Below are 18428 nucleotides of genomic sequence, written 5' to 3'. Positions count from 1 at the left end.
TTTAGAGGTGAAGATATGGAAACACAATCGGTTGTCTTAAGATTTCCCAAGATTTTTTTAGATAGAGTCGACACATACAACGAGCGAAAGGGTTTTGGTACTCGTACACAAGCTATTTTTCATTTACTGCAACTCGCACTCGAACAGTCGGACAATCGAGATGGCAAGTAAGCCATCCCTTGTCCGAAGACGATTCATCCCCCACCTACTCATTGGGCTTGGCCCTTCTCATTCCTTGAGGCGGGGGTCTTCTCGACTGAAATGATAAATCCTCCTGGAGTATATTTTTTACAAAACGACAACATTGTCACTTTTCGATTCAACTGTTAGGACTTATACGAAAATCAGTGGAACTAAATAACACCCTCTCCTTATCATTTGATAAAAAAAGGGCGCAATCACCTGACGCTAACTATTTATCTGTTTTCAGTTTTGATCTCTCTTCCTCATCCGAATACACATCCGGTTTAACAGGGGTTAATTCTTCTGCCATTTCGGTTTGGTATTTAAACACATGCCAATGTGGCTTTCGATTGTCTGGATCCATGATGTCATCACGAATATAGCGATGAAAAAAATAGTCAGCAATGGCTAAACCGGTTGCGGACATCAATGCTGCTGTAAACGCGTTATATGTTAAGGAAAAATTACTTGTAAAAAACCAAATAAGAAAAAAAGTAATGGCTAGGTCAGCAAGGGATGCTTTAAACGACGTCGTTTTTGGTAACAACACATCATCTCCAATGACGTACGATACAGCACTAATAATGGTCGCCATAATAAAAACGGAAGGGAATCCTATGCCAAAAATAGACCCAAGCACAATGTATAAAATCAGTAAGCTAAATAAAAACTTAATTAAAAATGGCTTTACATGCTTCATGTGCAAGCCTCCTTTTACCACTAGTTTGCTTGTCTTTTCATTCCTTATTCCTTGTAGGATGTGGAAACAATGACGGATATAATAAAGAAGAAGCAGACAGAAAGGATGACTATATACGAACTATGGGCCATGCAACAAAGGCAAAAATAACGTTTATTGAAGAACAACATATGTGCCTAAAACAAAAAACATCTCTTGCCTATCTGTCCATGACGATCATGGATAGATAGGCAAGAGATGTGGCGAACTGAGCTAAGAAAGAGCACACTTTCCGCTCAGTTCATGCCCATTTGCTTATTGCTTTCTAAAAATGCCGTGAGCTGTTTCACATTTACCGCATTCACACCGTAGTCAACGAGTGTTAACGACTGAGATGGTCGACTAGCGATTGTCACTTTCGTTGTGTGCTCGTTTTCTTTCTCGAGTTGAATGGTCACGATTTCACCAAATGATTTTAACGTTTGACCGGTTTCTACTTCAATTAACCCTTGTGTCTCATCTTGTGTATGAATGGTTGGTTCATGTAATTCAGATAGTGCTTGCACGCATAACAGAAACGTCTGTTCATATGGTAGCGGCAGTGTCACCACATGATGTTGTTTTACGGATCCTTTTAAAGGCACACGGCTTTTTAGGCGCGATACCACATTATATGTTCCTAAACATACACTCATCAATCCACCAAATAATCCACCTGACCACGTTGCAAGCCACCAGTCGAATTCCCACGTAAAAACAGCAGCGAACCCTGCCATAATGAGGCCAAATGGAATCCCGCAGTAAAACAAGATTTTAAAATAGGTTCCCATGTTCCTCCCCCTTTCATCTCTCTAAAAAAACGGCTCGTCTTTGTTGCTTAATTTAATAATGAACGGAAAAAAAAGCGCAAACGCAAGACTAATATAACCAAGAGTCATCATCTTTTGCGTTTTCGCTGATATGTATTGACGTTCTCCACAAACCGAGCACGCTTTTCCTTGTTTTGAAAAGCCTAATCGCCAAATGTCTTTTGCTTTCCATCTCGTTTGACAGCTTGTACACCTTGCCATATTTATCACTCCCTCTCTTAGTATATACGAAAAGTGATGGAAAAAAGTTTCATTTTTGAAAGAATTTAATTGACAACGATATAGTTGTATAATACAATTATCCCAACAAGCAAATAATTAGAGGTGAAATCAAATGAATGAATCACATCAGTTACGTCAGATGCTTCAACTATTGATTCGACGTTTTGGATTGCTCGAAAAAGAAGGAGCGCAATGCTGTGGCGTCACTCTTGTACAAAGTCATATTTTATTTGAAGTCGGACGCACACATGCACCATCATTAAATGAGCTTTCCGCTTCTTTAGGGCTAGACAACAGTACATTAAGTCGTCACATTCAAGGATTAGTTGAACGTCATTTCGTTAACCGTGTACAATCACCAACTGATCGTCGTTATGTCACCATTACATTAACGGATGAGGGCAAACAGTACGAAGCTGAGATTGCGTCACAAATGAATGATTACATTCAAGAAATTTTATCCAACGTTCCACGTGACAAACAAGGGCAAGTAATTGAAAGCATCGATTTACTTTTAGAGGCTATGCAAAACAGCAGCTGCTGTTAATGCCTCTTTTTTAAAATTATATAGTTGTATTTTACAACTATCCTAAAAACCAACTAAAAGGAGAAATCAATTTATGCTTGATGCCATATTAACTGTTTTACATGAATTTTTATCGTTAAGCACACATTTACTTCTATTGTTTCTCGTGATTTCATTTTTCATTAGCTTTTTACAAGCATACGTCTCATTTGAAAGAATGGAAACATGGATGAAAAGTCAAAATCCGTTTCTCGGTAATGTAGCAGGTGCACTATTAGGTTTTGTCACACCTTTTTGCTCATGCTCGACCATTCCATTACTCATCACCATGTTAAACCGCAATGTTCCGTTTCAAACGGTGATGACCTACTTGTTTACATCTCCACTTCTCGACCCTTGGATTCTTGGTTTAATGGCATACATTTATGGAGTAAAAGTAACGGTCATTTATGCAGTGACTACGTTTGCCTTTTCTATGCTCGTTGGCTGGTATTTAGACCGAAAAGGATACAAAGATCAAGTGAAACATGTCATTGTCAAAGGAACACTTGGGAATCCAGATGAACAACGCCGAAAACACGTTTTGCTCAACCTAAAAGAATCTGTGAAAGAAACATTCCAGCTCATTCGCTCGGTAGTGCCCTACATTCTAATTGGTGCATTCATTGGAGCCATGATTAAAGAAGTTGTGCCCACAAACGTACTAGCATTTGTGTCAAACCAAAATCAATGGTGGGTCATTCCACTCGCAGCGATTATCGGTGTACCACTTTACATTCGCTTGTCGACAATGCTGCCGATTGCTCAGTCGTTACTCGTTAGCGGGTTCCCGATTGCGCCAACGATGGCTCTTTTAATCGGTGGTGCCGGTGCGAGCTTACCCGAAATAATTATGTTAAAAAGCATTTTTCATCAAAAACTTATTCGTGCCTTTATTGCATCTGTATTTTTAATAGCAACGTTTTCAGGTTATTTATTTTTACTACTTGAACGTTAAAGGAGGTGAAGGAAATGCTACTGTTTTCACTATTTAAATCAACGAAAAAGGATTGTTGTGAACTAGAGATTATTGAAGTGAAACAAGAAAAAAGTACGTGTTGTTCAACAGATAAAAATAAAAAAGGAAGTGACAACGCATGATGTACGAACTAGAATGGATCATTTTAGAAGAATGGCGACGACTGAACAACGAAACGTTTCATCATCAAACGGATGTGATGGTTTCACCGAAAGAACAAACAATTGAAAAACCAGCTTCTCCACCTTGTTGTGTGCCTTGCTGTTAATAAAAAAGAGATTAAGACATAACGAAAATACCCGAGCGATAATAGGTTTTAACCTATTATCGCTCGGATTTATCACCAACTAAAACACTTATGTCCCATCCTCTTTTTATCTTGTTAACAGCAGCTACTTTCCATTCCAACTAACACAAACCCTGGTCCTTGTGGGCTATCTTGTACGTCAAGTGTTAGTCCGTCTGTTGTTGATAGAATCGTTGTTTCAATAGCAACTTGAATGCCGTTTACTTCTTTTACAGTGTCAACATCTGTTGGTGGCTCTAATGATAAACCGATTTGTGGTCCGCAGCACCCTCCGCCTTCTGAGTAAAAGCGAATATTGCTTGCCCCTTGTTGCTTAAATACGTTTTCTAACATGCTTTTTGCTTCGTTTGTGATGTTCATCTCGTTTCCCCCTTGTTTTGTTTACGCTTCTGGAAATAAGCGTTGAAGTGATGCTTTCATTTCAGGTTTTACGTTAATCTTTGCACGAGCTGCTTTTGCTTTTTCTTCGGCTTCTTCGATTGTTTTTGCTTCGCCTAACGCAAGCAACGTTCCAATTGCCACTGTACCTGTGCGGTTACTTCCACCCGCGCAGTGGAAATACACTTTTTTACCCGCTTCGTACGATTTTACTACTTCGTTAATCGCTTTTTGAATGGATTCATCTTGTTGCTCAGCATCATCGACGATTGGTGTATGAACGCGTACATCTGGTGCATCGTGATCTAATGCTTCAGCACGTAGGTCATAAATGACGTCTGCTTTGTCATGTTCCATGACATCTTTTACGTCAGCTGCTCCTCCAATAAAAATGCGGTCTTTTAGTAATGGTTGATAGTTTTTTGTCATCGTTACTCCACCTCAATTAATTCTTTTACTTTGTCATAGCCAATCTTTTCTTCTGGTTGCCATGGAATAATGGCACAGTGAGCTGTTAATTGTTCACTCACTCGTTTAATCCACGCTTTTTCAGCATGTGCTCGACCCTTTAACACAGAATCTGTCGTGTTCGTTGCATACAAGCTTTGATTCACAACCCACCATTTTGGATTGATATTCGCTCGATTTAAGTCATCTTGTAGGCGAGTTGCTTCTAATACTGGTGTCGCTTCTGCTAATGTGACGATTACAACACTCGTTTCTTCTTTATTACGAAGGCGTGGAAGGAGCTTTTTCACATTCTCAGGCACATCTCCCGTCGAACGTTCAAGCTCTTTATGATAAGACTCCGTCGCGTCGAGTAAAAGAAGCGTGTGACCCGTTGGTGCTGTATCAATGACCACAATTTCATCATCAGACTTCGCGACCACATCGGCAAACGCACGGAACACTGCAATTTCTTCTGTACACGGTGAATTTAAATCCTCTTCCATGTACGCGACTTCATCTTCACTTAGCTCTGCACGCGCCTTTTCTAATACTTCTGCTTTATAGGCCTCGACTTCTGCTTTTGGATCGACACGACTTATACTCAATCGCTCTTTCGCTTCACTACTTTGAAACACAAAGTCTAAATGTGCCGCAGGATCAGTCGTCGTTAAATGAACAGAATGGCCTTTTTCAACTAAGCCAACCGCAATAGCTGATGCGACCGTTGTTTTTCCAACGCCACCTTTGCCCATCGTAAAGATAACCTTTGTACCATTCGTTGAAAAGTCATCCACCACCGCTTTAAATGGTGATAGTTTATCAGGTGAAAGCTGTACGTCTTTCACTTCCACTGCTGGTAATGTATAAGACTTAAATAAATGACGTAAAAATGAAACACCTGTTAGCGGGTACGATACGTACGGTAGTGAATAACTAACCATTTGCTTCAACTCATTTGGCATCTCCTTCAACGCACGTTGTTGACGCTCATAAAAGGCCGTTGAAATGTGATCTTCTCTCACACGTTCTTTTAACAAGCCATTAACGATTAAGCATTGATTCGAAATACCGATTTCTTTTAATTCTTTTGATGCTCGGTTCGCTTCTTGTAGAGATGAATCATCTGGGCGAGCGACAAGCATCAATGTTGTTTGCGTTGGGTTTGCTAGTGCTTCAACCGTTTTCGCATAAAGGCCTTTCTTTTTATCTAGACCTGATAATGGGCCTAAACAAGAAGCACCGTGTGTACTATCTTGTAAAAAACCTGTCCACGCTGTGGGCAATTGTAAAAGGCGCAGTGTATGACCTGTTGGAGCTGTATCAAAAAGAATGTAATCAAACTGATTGACCATCTCCTCATTCGCTAGCAAGTTTGTAAACTCGTCAAATGCGGCAATTTCAACCGTGCATGCACCGGATAATTGTTCCTCCATTGTCGCAACTACCGAATCTGGCAACTTCCCTCGATACGGCCCAACGACACTTTCACGATATGCGTTTGCAGCTTCTTCAGGATCTAAGTTGCATGCATAAAGATTTGGAACGGATGGAATCATCACAGGATCATTCGTTAATGGGATTTCAAACACATCTTGTAAATTTGAAGCGGGATCGGTACTTACAATAAGGACTCGATGACCTGCATCAGCTAACGACACAGCTGTTGCACAAGCTGTGGATGTTTTCCCTACACCACCTTTTCCAGTAAAAAACAAAAACGGTGTTTTCATCACATGTTCAGGTTGAAACGGTTGATACATGTTAGTCCCTCCTTACTTTAGGTCGTTTAGGTTTAACTTAATACGTACTTGCGGTTTTTCTCCTTTTAGATCTGACTCTTCTACACCGAACCACGCCGCAAACTCTTCATTCGTTGGGTAGCTTCCTTCTTTCGCTACTTCCCCGTTGACAAGAACGACTGGCAAGGCATCCGGACCTTTACTCATTAAGATGTTGTTCACAATTTCTTGTTCCACAAATTGATCCGGCTCACTTGTTAAGTTGTAACGAGTAATATCAAATCCTTTTTTCTCAAGTGCAAAAACCGCTGAAGCTACGCGCGTTAATTCAGGGTCAACACTCGGACCACATACACCTGTTGAACAACACATTGCTGGGTCGAAAATTTCCACTTTTTTCATCTCTTCATCCCTCTCTTTAAACAAAAAGCCGAGAGTGATTAAACTCTCGACTTATGCGTTTTTCTTACTCACCTGTTTCGGCAAAACGCTTAATACGCTCACCGATTTCGTCACGTACACGTTGGAAAAATGCCCATTTCTCTTCTTCTGTACCTTCTGCTTTTGCTGGGTCATCAAAGCCCCAGTGAACACGTTTAATGTGAGGTGGTGTCACTGGGCAATGATCAGCTGCATGTCCACAAAGTGTCACGACTAAGTCAGCATTGTTTAAAATCTCAGAATCAATCACATCTGATGTTTGATTTGAAATATCAATTCCTGCTTCGTTCATTGCTTTAACAGCGTTTGGATTTAATCCATGTGCTTCAAGACCCGCACTATAAACGTTCCACTCATCACCTAAATATTTTTTGGCCCAACCTTCTGCCATTTGGCTACGGCAAGAGTTACCTGTGCATAAGAAATAAATTGTTTTTTTCGTCATGTTGTCCATCTCCTTTTATGATGATTATGAAAGTATAAGCAACCAAATATATAACCCAACAAGTGTAATGAACAATGTTGGAATGGTTAACACAATTCCTGTTTTAAAATACGTTCCCCATGAAATCTTCACGCCTTTTGTTGAAAGAACATGTAGCCACAAAAGTGTCGCAAGAGAACCAATTGGGGTAATTTTCGGACCTAAATCCGATCCAATGATATTCGCATAAATTAATGCTTCTTTAATCGTGCCTGTTGCCGTCGTTGCATCAATCGCAAGCGCATCAATCATCACAGTCGGCATATTATTCATAACCGACGATAAAATCGCAGCGATAAAGCCCATTGAAATGGTCGCGATAAACAAACCTTGATCAGCACCTAACTGAATGACACTTGCAAGTACTTCCGTTAAGCCTACGTTACGTAAGCCGTATACAACGACGTACATTCCAATTGAGAAAAACACGATTGCCCACGGTGCACCTTTGATGACCGTTTTCGTTTGAACCGCTGGACTTCTGCGTGCCATTAGTAAGAAGAAAATCGCAATGATACTTGCAATAATTGATACTGGAACATGTACAAATTCAGATACGAAATAGCCGACTAATAGTACCGCTAACACAATCCATGAAAGACGGAACATTTTCTCGTCTTTAATTGCGTCAACCGGTTTCTGCAAATGTTCTAAATTGTACGTGCGCGGAATGCTTTTTCGGAAGTAGAGATAAAGAACAAGAATACTTGCACCTAATGCGAAAAAGTTTGGCACAATCATACGTGATGCATACTCAGAAAACCCGATGCCAAAGAAGTCAGCTGATACAATGTTTACTAAGTTACTCACGACAAGTGGAAGTGACGTTGTATCGGCAATAAATCCACTTGCGATAATGAATGGAAAAATCATTTTCTCATCGAGCTTTAATGCTCGAACCATTGCTAAAACAATGGGTGTTAAAATAAGTGCGGCTCCGTCGTTAGCGAAAAACGCCGCAACTAACGCACCGAGTAACGAAACATACACAAACATGCGAATTCCGTTTCCTCTTGCTGCACGGGCCATATGTAACGCAGCCCATTCAAAAAATCCAATCTCATCTAAAATTAATGAAATAATGATGATGGCAATAAACGTAAGTGTGGCGTTCCACACAATTTGCGTTACATCCACAACGTCGTTGAAATCAACAACCCCAACAAGTAATGCAACGGCCGCTCCAATACACGCTGACCAACCAATGGATAATCCTTTTGGTTGCCAAATGACAAAGATAAGCGTTACTAAAAAGATTGCGGATGCTACTAAAACTGATGTCAATGTCTAAACCTCCAATTACTCACAGCAACTAATACGTAACCCTTGTTTCTCTAAGTTTTCTAAGTGTGGATCTTGACTTGGCAATGATTCAAGTACACCTGAAATGAACTCATAATGGGCACTTTCCGTATTGGCTGAGTAAAAAATCCATTGTCCTCTTCGTCTTTCTTTTAGCAGGTCGGCATCTTTTAACTTGCGTAAATGCTGACTAATTGATGGTTGACTTGCTTGATAAATCTCCACTAACTCACACACACAACATTCATTTGTATGAAGTAACTTCATCATTGAGAGGCGTGTTTTATCACCTAGTAGTTTTAAAAGCTGAGCCCCTTTTTCAATTTCAATGGTCGTTTTTACACTCATTATTTGATGTCGCCTCCTTGTTTACGTAAATCATTATATAACAATATACTTATATAATCAACCGCTAATATAATGTTTTTTCATCCTTTATAGTATTTACGATATTTCCGTAAATAACGACGAAAAAACGGCAACTTTCTTTGACGATAATTAAGCAAAATGGTGACACCGACAAACATGCCAAACAATACAACGAACGCTGGCAATAATTGATCAACGTTCAGCATCTCTACCCACTCCCCTCTTATGGTCGTGTCTATTATCTTCACTATATGACGAAACATAGGCGGTTGTTCCTCATATAAGCTGTTAATTATATGGTAATAAGTCGTTGTGTGATTTTTGTAGGAATGTTGTTAAACCCCTGTAAAATGGGTGCTTAGAAGCAACTTAGTTTTATCATTGATTATTTAGAACATATATTAATTAGATATTATTTAAAGTGACTTTGACCTGTATGTTATTTCTCGATAATCAAAAAAATCCTTTCTAGTGAAGACATTTATATCCTTCTTCACTATTCAATTGCTCTAACTCTTGTTTTGATAATGGTTCTGAATCCGGCTCTTTCTTATCAATTCGTTCCCAACTCCCAAGTTTCTTTTTTGAACGTTGAACAAGAGATTCTAAAAAGTCAAATGCTGCCTTTTCATCTTGGCTATTCAGTCATGCTATCAATTGATGCAAACCTTCTTTACCAATGATTATACGTTATACCTTCCTTCATTTTCACATACGTTCATACATTATTACGTTAAAATTAGCATGTGCTTGGTCATCAACCAACAACGCAAAAAGCAGCGAGCACCAACGCTCACTGCTTTCCTCTTTCAATAGACCTTTTCGACTAAGCATGCTCTTTAGTTTTTTCAAACAGATTTAATAACGAGTCAAGCTCTTGGCTGCATGTAATGACTTTTGCGTGATGAAAGCCATATTTAGCGACAAGCTGCATGAGCTGCTCTCGCTTTTGTTCAATCTTAGCCGATAATGTGCTCACTTACCTAGACCCCTTTCTGCGTTTAGTGTGTCGTTTCTTGTTTGACTTCAACTGATTTAATTTGATGACCATCCATTTCTTTGACAATAAACGAATAATCCTGTTCGGTAATCACTTCGTTCTCTTTCACATCTACTTTTTGCGAAAGAATCCAACCACCAATTGTATCTACATCGTCATTCTTAATGTGCGTACCTAATAGATCATTAACCTCATCAATTAATACTTTCGCATCAAATGCGTAACGATCATCGCCTAATGATTGAATTGGAGCTTGTTCATCTCCGTCAAACTCATCACGAATTTCACCGACAATTTCTTCTAAAATGTCTTCCGCTGTCACAAGCCCAGCCGTACCTCCATACTCATCAATAAGCATCCCCATATGTGTACGTTTTTTCTGCATTGTCACAAGCAAATCGTGAATCGCAATTGATTCAATGACTTGAATAATTGGCTTCATATACGTTGTAATGGGTTGTGTTTTCACTGCATCATTTAACACAACATCATTTAAAATTTCTTTTATATTCACCATGCCGATAATCTGATCTTTATCCCCGCTTTGTGCGACAGGATATCGTGTATATCGGTCATGAACGGCTTCTTTTAAAAATTGTTCCACTGTACCCTCACTCGACACAAACGCAAATTCCGTGCGAGGCACCATAATTTCACGAGCAATCCGATTGTCAAATTCAAAAATGTTGTTTACGTATTTGAACTCTGACTGATTAATTTCGCCACCTTCGTAGCTTTCTGATAAAATGATTCGAAGTTCATCTTCACTATGGGCTTCTTCATGTTCAGACGCAGGTTTTAATCCAAACAAGCCAACAAGTAATCGTGCTGATCCATTTAAAAGCCAAATGAATGGATACATAAGGCGATAAAACCAAATAAGCGCTGGCGCAAAAAGTAACGTGACCGCTTCTGCTTTTTGAATCGCTACTGTTTTAGGTGCTAGTTCCCCTACAACAACGTGTAAAAACGTCACAAGCGTGAACGCAATCACAAATGAAACAACATGTGAAAGAGTTGCCGCAATCCCAGCATCTTCAAGTACAGGTGTTAAAATACGTGCGACAGTCGGCTCACCTAACCATCCTAATCCAAGTGCTGTAATCGTAATTCCAAGCTGACACGCTGACAAATATTCATCAAGATGCGTTGTCACTCGTTGAGCAGCCATTGCCCCTTTTCGTCCTTCCGCCACTAACTGATCCACACGTGAACTACGAAGTTTCACAATCGCAAACTCCGATGCGACGAAAAAAGCGGTTAAAACTAAAAGTAACACAAATAAAGCTAATTTAAATCCTATCAAACGTCCTGTCTGTCCACCAACTTGGTGTCAGACAAACACCTCCTACTTTCATCAAAACTTCATCTTGCTTGACGTTCTACACTCTCGAAAAATGAAGTTCAAAAAAGTATGATCTCTTGCATTTGTGCAGAACGCCTAAATGCAATTAGAACACATGGTACAACATCTTTAAAAAAAAGAAAAGAGATTCGGTATGAATGATACAAACTTGAAACATTTGTTTTACTTGTTCGTCTAATTCGTATAAGAATAAGATAGGAGACAATCATGATAAAAAAATGGATTTGGCTGGTTAGCTTTATTGTCGTTGTTATACTGTTACATAGTCACCCTCACACTGCGTTGCGTACACACGTATTATTACTTGGGTATCCAAAAGCTGCGATTACATCTGACATTGTAGACGATACGTATCATAATGATGTCGATCGTGAGAAGTTTAAAGAACTGAACGCAAAAGCCTACACACTCACCGAACCACCCATTGAAAAAGCTACACAAGGACTGCTTAGGAACTACCTTGTAAAGCGGATTGGCTTTTTGTATGTTGCGGAGTTTTATGGGGAGATGTGAATTCACCAACGAAACACATGCTCATATTGTGCATTCATAACCCCCTTGTCTTGTTTATCCATTACTTGCTCCTTAACTATGATACAATGAAAAAATCATACATATGGAGGTGCTTTTAATGTTACCTACTATTTTGATTACTGTTTCTCTTATCATTATCACCTTGTCATCAGTTGCCGCTTGGTTAAATACACAGCTCATCGTTCGAGAATTATCGCAAATAAAAACGCATTTAGGGATTAAAGAAGAAACGAAACCTTCCTTTTTTGACAATGATTTAGATCGTGATGTATGAAGGTTCTTTTCATACTCACAACTACCCTTGCATGTATTAATGGTTATTTACAATGAAAAAGTGTCCTCTTTCATGTGATGGTTTATTTCCTTCTCGATAACGAAATTTATATGTCCCATTCGCTCTATTAATCTATTATGCTTTCGTTATAACAGAAATATCCAAATTCATTACCACCTTGTAGTAAAATAAAACCATCCACTAACATTAAAGGAGAAATTACAATGAAGATCCATACTGAAGGAATGTCTGAACTTGTATTAGAAGTAAAATCGATGGAACGAGCTGTTGATTTTTGGTCGAAGCAGTTAGGTTTTCCGATTGTTGAACAATGGGGTTATGATGAAGGGCAATTTACTAATCGTCATGAACATGTATGGGCTACGTGGCTTTATGTAGGAGGACCTACCCGGTTAGGGTTGTGGTTACCTCGAAACTTTACTGAAAAAGAGCGAACAGAGAAGAACAAGCCTGTTTCTAAATGGGACGGACTGTTTGACGAAGGTGGTTTGCATGTCCATTTTGCTTTACATGTAAAACAAGAACATTTTGATGATGCCATCGATATTTTGCAAAACATCGGTGTGGATATGAAACTAGTAGAAGAAGAGACGAGTTCAAAAGAACGAAGAGTTTATTTCAAAGATACCGAAGACAATATTGTGGAGTTTTACACACGTGATATGAAAAGAGACTATTTAAATCGGTTATAAAAGGAAGAAATGAAAAAAGAGTGTTAACGAGTAACGCTTGCATCGTTAACACTTTTTTCTTATGCATCACGTTTCACAACCGTATCAATCATTAAAAATGCTCCGACGCCTGAAATTGTAAACAGTGTATTGGACAACGAGGAATCATGTGTAAGAAACCCTGCGGTAACAAATACGATCAATAGAATGAGTTGATAGGCAAGTTTGACTTTCCAGCGCTTCATCTTGTTCATATGACTCCCCTCTTTTTTATGTACAGTTATCGCGCGTTCCTCGGTAAATACTTAATAAAATACGCACCTGTTAGTAAAAAGATGAGATTGAACATCACAAACATCATTGCGATCTCGCTAAACGTTATAATTCCTAAACTCGATAAGCTCACACCGAACATACAAAGTGATGGCATCGCACTTTTCCAGCCCTTCAAGCCTAACTTTTTGCGCTTTTGAAAAACATAGAACATCGTGATAAATGTTGCAAGTAATAGAATAAGTGTAATGGATAATTGCATGCTTGAATCACTCCTTTTTTGTGCTGTTAATAGTTATACGAACGACAGCGAAAATGGTTTCGATTTTTTGGTTCTTTTCATTTTATAATGCTTCAATGACGGTTATTTTTTGCTGGATAAAAGCATCTAACTTCTTAGTAAGCTTGTCCATTTGACCGATCTCTGCTTGTAAGCCAAACTGAGCTCTCATGTAAAGAGGTGATTGGAGCTTATTATCCGTTAATACATCGATGCCAACAATGCCTCGAACCTCGTACATAAAGATACGTAATTTCACATAATGTGTGACGTTTTCACGGTCTTCTCCAGATGTCCAAACAAATTCTTTTCTTCTCAAGTAAGTAACATAACATGCCTTGTTTTAATTCTTCTAACTTGCTATTTGCGGTGTAGAAATTCAATTCTCCTTGACAACAATCACCACAAACTCAAAAATCCACTTCGAAAAAGTCAACATCTTCCCATCTTTTTTTCATCTGTAATCGGCAAGGATACCCCCACTTCAATCGTGTGAAGGGCATAGCCCAACGATAAGTGGGGGAGGAATTGCCGTCAGATACGGTAAGGTACGGTAAAATCGTAAGATTTTGTACCATAACAAGTATCTGAAATTCCACCTTGCCCTCCTTTCGTGCTATAATTTTAGATAAGAGAAAACCGTTGCGTAAAAGGCACTTTTATCAAGTTCTTAGACAACTAAAGATAGTAGGTTGGTTGCAGGAAGTCGTTGCAACCGTAAAATCTTTAACGTACAAACATAACCGTTGAAACGGTTACCACAAGGGCATGACCCTTGTGGTAGGGGCGAAGTCAACCATCCTTATGTTCCACCACGCTAAGGTAGGAGAGCATGGCTCGTTTGCACTACTGGGTAGGAACAAGCGTAGTTGCTATCTATGAGGGTAGAAGCACTGTCGAACTCTGACAGACGCAAGCCCCCACTTCAAACAGACCGCAAGGTCGTTAAGTGGTGGGTTGTTGACGCAACGTCATTGCCTGAGCAAGCGTGGCCGTTGTTTCGATATTACCAAATGATAAGCCTAACTGCACAGCAGTTTGAGCGATTTCAGCGCGAATACCTGACAGAGTTACCGTCACACCTACTAATTTTAATGCATCAATAAGCTGGAAAATCTGGTGAGCAACCATCGTATCAATGATAACGACACCTGACAAATCAATAAATAAGTGTGTGATGCGCTTGTCCACACACTGCATTAACGTATGTTCTAAAATGAATTTGGCACGTACTGTATCAATGTCTCCTACAAGCGGCAACAATCCATTTTGTTCTCTTAATAAAATAACAGGTGAGCTTAGCTCGTTAATCATTTCTTGCTGTGCTTGTAGCTTTAGTTGTAAGTGATTATGATGTTCTTCTGTAAAACATGACATCACTTCCGCAAACGTTTTGGTCACAATGTTTGTCCATGACTGAATGACTTCTTTGGAATAGTTGTGGCCATATTGCTCAACAAACTCATTAATTAAATAAAGATATTGCTCTTGTGTTCGGAAAAATTCATTCAAAATAAGATGAACTGGCGTATTTAAATGTTCTTCATCTTTGGCAATCTTTAAAATCCAATCCCCAAATTCTTTCTGAAATTCAACGTTTTCTTGTTGAAACACTCGGCAAAAACGCTGATGAAACTCATGATTTTGTTGCTTAAGTGTGTGAATGACATCCGGGTCAGTCGATGCATATACCCCGCCTGATTGACTTTTATCTAACGACTCATACCATTGTTCGGTTAAATCCCACGTTTTATCCAACATATACTCATACAACTTTTTATCTTTATGCATAAAGCCCCCTGGTAATCTTGTAAAATTGTTTTCTTCTATTTATTCTATAATTTTTGGTGTAGATGTCAATGCGACAAACAATTGGAAATAACCTAACAATTTAACACTTCTTGCACATTAATATCTAACTTCTTCATTCGATACTGCAACGTTTGTCTACTTAACCCTAATAGCTTTGCAGCATGTGAGACTTTGCCATTACTTTGCTTTAGTGCATGTTCGATACATTGCTTTTCATAAGCATCTAGTTGGTCTTTTAGTGGTTGTTCTTCTTTTTTCTCTTGAACGAAAGCTGTTATCTTTGGAGCGACTGTAACACGATCTGTTTTTTTCCATTTGTTTCGATATTGAAGAGGTAAGTGTGCATATTGAATGATGTTATCCTCAATCATCACATTCATTGCCGCTTCGATAATATGTTCTAGTTCACGGATATTCCCTGGCCAATCGTATGTCAGAAATAAGTCCATTACTTCGCTATCCAATCCTTTTATGTCCATTTGGAATAGTTGATTATACTTGTTAATAAAATGCTCCGAAAGGAATGGAATATCTTCTTTTCGCTCCCGTAACGGTGGGACAAATAATGTTACCACTCCTAAGCGGTAGTACAAATCCTTTCGCAAGTGATTGTTCGCAATCGCCTCAATTGGATCTTCATTGATGTTGGCAATTACGCGCACATCAATAGGTGTTTCATTCGTATCACCAATTCGTTTAATCGTTTTTTCTTGTAAGACGCGAAATAATTTTGCTTGAAGGTTCGGGTTGAGCGAGTTAATTTCATCTAATAAAAGCGTTCCCCCTTCAGCTTGTTCAAACAAACCCGGGTGGTCCATCGCACCAGTAAATGCTCCTTTTTTCGTTCCAAACAAAAGACTCTCAATTAAATTCTCAGGTAACGCCGCACAGTTTTGTGATATAAACGGCGCTGATGAGCGATTACTGCCATTATGTATACCTTGTGCAAACAATTCCTTCCCCGTTCCTGTCTCACCAATAATTAAGACGTATGAAGACGTGCGAGTGGCACGCTTTGCATTTTTCAACAACTCTTGAACAGCCGCGCTTTTTCCGATAATGCTGTCAAACGTATACCGAGCACTCCCTTTTCGCTTAATGTTTTCGCGTACTAACCGTTCAATTTTCGTCACATCTTTGGCAATTTCCACTGCACCTTGTATGTCACTTCCTTCAATAATGGGAAAAGTGTTATTAATGGTCGTAATCTTTTTCCCTTTATTATTAAAATACGTTTGTGTCACATTTGTTGTTGCTTTCCCCGATTGTAACGCTTTAACTAACGTACTTTCTTCATTCTCTCGGAACATAAACACATCTAAAAAGTGTTTATTCATCACATCTTCACTATTCATTGATTCAAGCTGCATCATTTTTTTGTTGTATAGAATCGTTTTCCCAGTACGATCCACAACATGAAGACCAACGTCAAGCTCATCCATGACCTTTTCATACGTGCGCTTGACATATTGTAAATAATTAAGGTCTTGTTCAGACATTTTCTCTCCTCCTTGTATGTAACCCCTTTCTTTCATTTTAAAACAACCTTTTATTAAACGCGCAAATTTTTTTGCATTTTTTTACTAAAATTCGTTCTTGCAAAATTTTCGGCGCACTTTTGCTTCATTTTTTTCGTACAAGCAAAATTTTTTGCCACTTGTTTTCTAAAAAACTTGATTAGATACCATTTGGAAAGTTGGCACACTACTTGCATTATATAAAAGTGAACGCTTTAGCGGTGCAAGGATTTCGTATTTTGTACAAAATATCAGACTGCTATTGCAGAGGAGGTTGCTCATGCCTCTCACTTTAGAGGATAGAGTTAGATACAATCATCTGGAAATGATGAAGCTTTCTAAACAAATGGAGGAATGAAAAATGTGGATTATTACAGGCTACTCAAAAAAGGAGATTAAGATGTTTGAATTTAGAACAGAAAAAGAAGCACGCGAAGCGTTAAAAACGATTCAAGGTTGCAAGATTTTGACGCATGTGATGTAAAGTGATACTTACTTTTAACGATAAACAAGAGTGACTTTTATGTTACGTAAATAGGACTATCAATGCAAACTCTTTGTATAGTAGAGCTTATATTGCAGTCCCATCTGTCTTTTCTTTATCTAAAATACATGCCACAACTATATAAAACAGCTGCTTTCATTCCCAAAGAATGCTGCTAAACTAGAGACCTGTTTTCAAGTATTTGTTTCAATCTACCTATCCATATAGAGTGCGACAAAAAGGAGCGATGAAAAATGAAAATTAATTATATTTCAATCCACGCACCCATATAGAGTGCGACAAAAAAGGTGAAAATCCTTCCAGTTAAATTATCAATTTCAATCCACGCACCCATATAGAGTGCGACAGAAATTGAAGACGAAGAAGACATGTGCGATTGGATTTCAATCCACGCACCCATATAGAGTGCGACTAGAGCTAGACCTGCACCGTCAATCGTAAAAGGAATTTCAATCCACGCACCCATATAGAGTGCGACGATTGTAACAATAGTAAAATGAGTAATCAAAAGATTTCAATCCACGCACCCATATAGAGTGCGACATACTTCAGTTCGCCCACCGTAATAACCTTGACATTTCAATCCACGCACCCATATAGAGTGCGACAATTATAAACTGCCTAACTATGATGACCTTTTGAAATTTCAATCCACGCACCCATATAGAGTGCGACGCTTATCAGCCAGTTCAATTGGAACTATTCACGGATTTCAATCCACGCACCCATATAGAGTGCGACAGCGATTTTCAGGTAAATATCGGGTAGGTTTGATATTTACATCTAAGTTTTCGCTATTTTCTTTACAATAGTAAAGAACAAAGTATTTGACAAAAGATTAATCGACAAATTTCTTCTAATTATGAGGTGCGAATACCCTTAGTAAATCATGTGCGCTTTATATTCGCACTAAAAAATTAATGGCGCTTCTATATCAATTGATTTTTTTGATCCAATATGACTGACTTTATTTTTATAATTATTTCCAAGTTGATAAAATCTAAGACTGTCAGTGTTCTCATCAATTATACTTGATAATTGTAGCTTTAGAGATGTAAATTGCGTAGTATCTACTACACATTCGAAGACAGAGTTTTGTACTCGTTGACCATAGTTTTGACACACTTTAGCCACTTTGCGTAATCGTTTCTGTCCACTACTACTCGTTGTGTTTACATCATATGTAATTAATACCAGCAACTTATCCA

At 38.7% G+C, this 18428-nt stretch carries 27 protein-coding genes and 1 CRISPR repeat array; of the genes, 8 read left to right on the top strand and 19 right to left on the bottom strand.

The annotated features are described in order from the left end of the window. Positions 1–412 precede the first annotated feature (412 nt). From DIS06_RS03070 to DIS06_RS03060, 3 genes are all read right to left on the bottom strand, one after another. Entirely contained in the window at positions 413–883 is a 471-nt protein-coding gene (locus tag DIS06_RS03070; RefSeq protein ID WP_110111801.1) for a YndM family protein, read from the bottom strand. A 275-nt stretch (positions 884–1158) separates the two neighbouring features. Then, positions 1159–1692, bottom strand: coding sequence for a hypothetical protein (locus DIS06_RS03065; RefSeq protein WP_110111800.1), 534 nt, complete (start codon positions 1690–1692; stop codon positions 1159–1161). Between the two features lie 21 nt (positions 1693–1713). Then, positions 1714–1932, bottom strand: coding sequence for a hypothetical protein (locus DIS06_RS03060; protein WP_110111799.1), 219 nt, complete (start codon positions 1930–1932; stop codon positions 1714–1716). A 133-nt stretch (positions 1933–2065) separates the two neighbouring features. Here DIS06_RS03060 and DIS06_RS03055 point away from each other — a divergent pair, with 133 nt between their 5' ends. The 4 genes from DIS06_RS03055 (at position 2066) to DIS06_RS20040 (ending at position 3765) form a co-directional block, all read left to right on the top strand. Beyond that, entirely contained in the window at positions 2066–2500 is a 435-nt protein-coding gene (locus tag DIS06_RS03055; protein WP_110111798.1) for a MarR family winged helix-turn-helix transcriptional regulator, read from the top strand. A 73-nt stretch (positions 2501–2573) separates the two neighbouring features. Next, a complete protein-coding gene (locus tag DIS06_RS03050; protein WP_110111797.1) occupies positions 2574–3476 on the top strand; it encodes a permease in 903 nt (300 codons plus the stop codon). Between the two features lie 14 nt (positions 3477–3490). Next, positions 3491–3619 carry a hypothetical protein gene (locus DIS06_RS20705; RefSeq protein WP_275425414.1) on the top strand — a complete coding sequence of 43 codons (129 nt, stop codon included), beginning with the start codon at positions 3491–3493 and terminating at the stop codon, positions 3617–3619. Further along, positions 3616–3765 (top strand): hypothetical protein, encoded by a 150-nt coding sequence (locus DIS06_RS20040; protein ID WP_162595854.1) that lies wholly within the window; start codon positions 3616–3618, stop codon positions 3763–3765. The genes DIS06_RS20705 and DIS06_RS20040 overlap by 4 nt, the downstream gene beginning before the upstream one ends. Positions 3766–3879: 114 nt before the next feature. On the opposite strand, the gene DIS06_RS03045 is transcribed toward DIS06_RS20040, so the two are convergent. The 10 genes from DIS06_RS03045 to DIS06_RS03005 form a co-directional block, all read right to left on the bottom strand. After that, complete coding sequence (locus DIS06_RS03045) at positions 3880–4164, bottom strand: adhesin (protein ID WP_110111796.1); 285 nt, start codon at positions 4162–4164, stop codon at positions 3880–3882. A gap of 21 nt (positions 4165–4185) precedes the next feature. Further along, positions 4186–4611 (bottom strand): protein-tyrosine phosphatase family protein, encoded by a 426-nt coding sequence (locus DIS06_RS03040; RefSeq protein WP_110111795.1) that lies wholly within the window; start codon positions 4609–4611, stop codon positions 4186–4188. Positions 4612–4613: 2 nt separating this feature from the next. After that, entirely contained in the window at positions 4614–6392 is a 1779-nt protein-coding gene (gene arsA / locus DIS06_RS03035) for an arsenical pump-driving ATPase (RefSeq protein WP_110111794.1), read from the bottom strand. 12 nt (positions 6393–6404) lie between these two features. Continuing rightward, a complete protein-coding gene (arsD, locus tag DIS06_RS03030; RefSeq protein ID WP_110111793.1) occupies positions 6405–6773 on the bottom strand; it encodes an arsenite efflux transporter metallochaperone ArsD in 369 nt (122 codons plus the stop codon). Positions 6774–6837: 64 nt separating this feature from the next. Further along, positions 6838–7257 (bottom strand): arsenate reductase (thioredoxin), encoded by a 420-nt coding sequence (gene arsC / locus DIS06_RS03025; RefSeq protein WP_110111792.1) that lies wholly within the window; start codon positions 7255–7257, stop codon positions 6838–6840. A gap of 24 nt (positions 7258–7281) precedes the next feature. After that, positions 7282–8580 carry an arsenic transporter gene (locus DIS06_RS03020; protein ID WP_110111791.1) on the bottom strand — a complete coding sequence of 433 codons (1299 nt, stop codon included), beginning with the start codon at positions 8578–8580 and terminating at the stop codon, positions 7282–7284. 15 nt (positions 8581–8595) lie between these two features. After that, complete coding sequence (locus DIS06_RS03015; protein WP_110111790.1) at positions 8596–8946, bottom strand: ArsR/SmtB family transcription factor; 351 nt, start codon at positions 8944–8946, stop codon at positions 8596–8598. Positions 8947–9026: 80 nt separating this feature from the next. Further along, positions 9027–9173, bottom strand: coding sequence for a hypothetical protein (locus DIS06_RS20035; RefSeq protein WP_162595853.1), 147 nt, complete (start codon positions 9171–9173; stop codon positions 9027–9029). A gap of 620 nt (positions 9174–9793) precedes the next feature. Beyond that, the gene (locus tag DIS06_RS03010; protein ID WP_110111789.1) at positions 9794–9946 is read right to left on the bottom strand and encodes an aspartyl-phosphate phosphatase Spo0E family protein; all 153 of its coding nucleotides are present in this window, start codon (positions 9944–9946) and stop codon (positions 9794–9796) included. A gap of 22 nt (positions 9947–9968) precedes the next feature. Further along, entirely contained in the window at positions 9969–11273 is a 1305-nt protein-coding gene (locus DIS06_RS03005; protein WP_110111788.1) for a hemolysin family protein, read from the bottom strand. Between the two features lie 267 nt (positions 11274–11540). Between DIS06_RS03005 and DIS06_RS03000 the strand changes: the two genes are divergently transcribed. The 3 genes from DIS06_RS03000 to DIS06_RS02995 all read left to right on the top strand — a co-directional run bounded on the left by DIS06_RS03000 (position 11541) and on the right by DIS06_RS02995 (position 12854). Beyond that, a complete protein-coding gene (locus DIS06_RS03000) occupies positions 11541–11846 on the top strand; it encodes a hypothetical protein (RefSeq protein ID WP_110111787.1) in 306 nt (101 codons plus the stop codon). Between the two features lie 118 nt (positions 11847–11964). Beyond that, on the top strand, positions 11965–12141 hold the full coding sequence (locus DIS06_RS20030; RefSeq protein WP_162595852.1) for a hypothetical protein: 177 nt from the start codon (positions 11965–11967) through the stop codon (positions 12139–12141). A 224-nt stretch (positions 12142–12365) separates the two neighbouring features. Continuing rightward, the gene (locus DIS06_RS02995; RefSeq protein ID WP_239421814.1) at positions 12366–12854 is read left to right on the top strand and encodes a VOC family protein; all 489 of its coding nucleotides are present in this window, start codon (positions 12366–12368) and stop codon (positions 12852–12854) included. A gap of 59 nt (positions 12855–12913) precedes the next feature. Here DIS06_RS02995 and DIS06_RS20025 read toward each other — a convergent pair whose 3' ends face one another. The 5 genes from DIS06_RS20025 to DIS06_RS02970 all read right to left on the bottom strand — a co-directional run bounded on the left by DIS06_RS20025 (position 12914) and on the right by DIS06_RS02970 (position 16697). Then, complete coding sequence (locus DIS06_RS20025) at positions 12914–13087, bottom strand: hypothetical protein (protein WP_162595851.1); 174 nt, start codon at positions 13085–13087, stop codon at positions 12914–12916. Between the two features lie 26 nt (positions 13088–13113). Then, positions 13114–13368, bottom strand: coding sequence for a hypothetical protein (locus DIS06_RS02990; RefSeq protein ID WP_110111786.1), 255 nt, complete (start codon positions 13366–13368; stop codon positions 13114–13116). 82 nt (positions 13369–13450) lie between these two features. Continuing rightward, the gene (locus tag DIS06_RS02985) at positions 13451–13705 is read right to left on the bottom strand and encodes a hypothetical protein (RefSeq protein ID WP_110111785.1); all 255 of its coding nucleotides are present in this window, start codon (positions 13703–13705) and stop codon (positions 13451–13453) included. 626 nt (positions 13706–14331) lie between these two features. Then, a complete protein-coding gene (locus DIS06_RS02975; protein ID WP_110111783.1) occupies positions 14332–15177 on the bottom strand; it encodes an STAS domain-containing protein in 846 nt (281 codons plus the stop codon). 92 nt (positions 15178–15269) lie between these two features. Continuing rightward, positions 15270–16697 carry a sigma-54 interaction domain-containing protein gene (locus DIS06_RS02970; RefSeq protein WP_110111782.1) on the bottom strand — a complete coding sequence of 476 codons (1428 nt, stop codon included), beginning with the start codon at positions 16695–16697 and terminating at the stop codon, positions 15270–15272. 379 nt (positions 16698–17076) lie between these two features. Between DIS06_RS02970 and DIS06_RS20700 the strand changes: the two genes are divergently transcribed. Continuing rightward, a complete protein-coding gene (locus DIS06_RS20700) occupies positions 17077–17199 on the top strand; it encodes a hypothetical protein (protein ID WP_275425413.1) in 123 nt (40 codons plus the stop codon). 204 nt (positions 17200–17403) lie between these two features. Beyond that, positions 17404–17961: direct repeats of the CRISPR family, unit length 32 nt; unit sequence ATTTCAATCCACGCACCCATATAGAGTGCGAC. A 168-nt stretch (positions 17962–18129) separates the two neighbouring features. Here DIS06_RS20700 and cas2 read toward each other — a convergent pair. Further along, on the bottom strand, positions 18130–18420 hold the full coding sequence (gene cas2, locus DIS06_RS02965; RefSeq protein WP_110111781.1) for a CRISPR-associated endonuclease Cas2: 291 nt from the start codon (positions 18418–18420) through the stop codon (positions 18130–18132). Between the last annotated feature and the right edge of the window lie 8 nt (positions 18421–18428).

The sequence above is a fragment of the Bacillus sp. CGMCC 1.16541 genome, from assembly GCF_003184905.1.
In the GTDB taxonomy this organism is placed as follows: Bacteria; Bacillota; Bacilli; order Bacillales; family Bacillaceae_H; genus Priestia.
The sequence above is the reverse complement of the archived record's forward strand: the minus strand, read 5'-3'. Positions and strand labels throughout refer to the sequence as shown.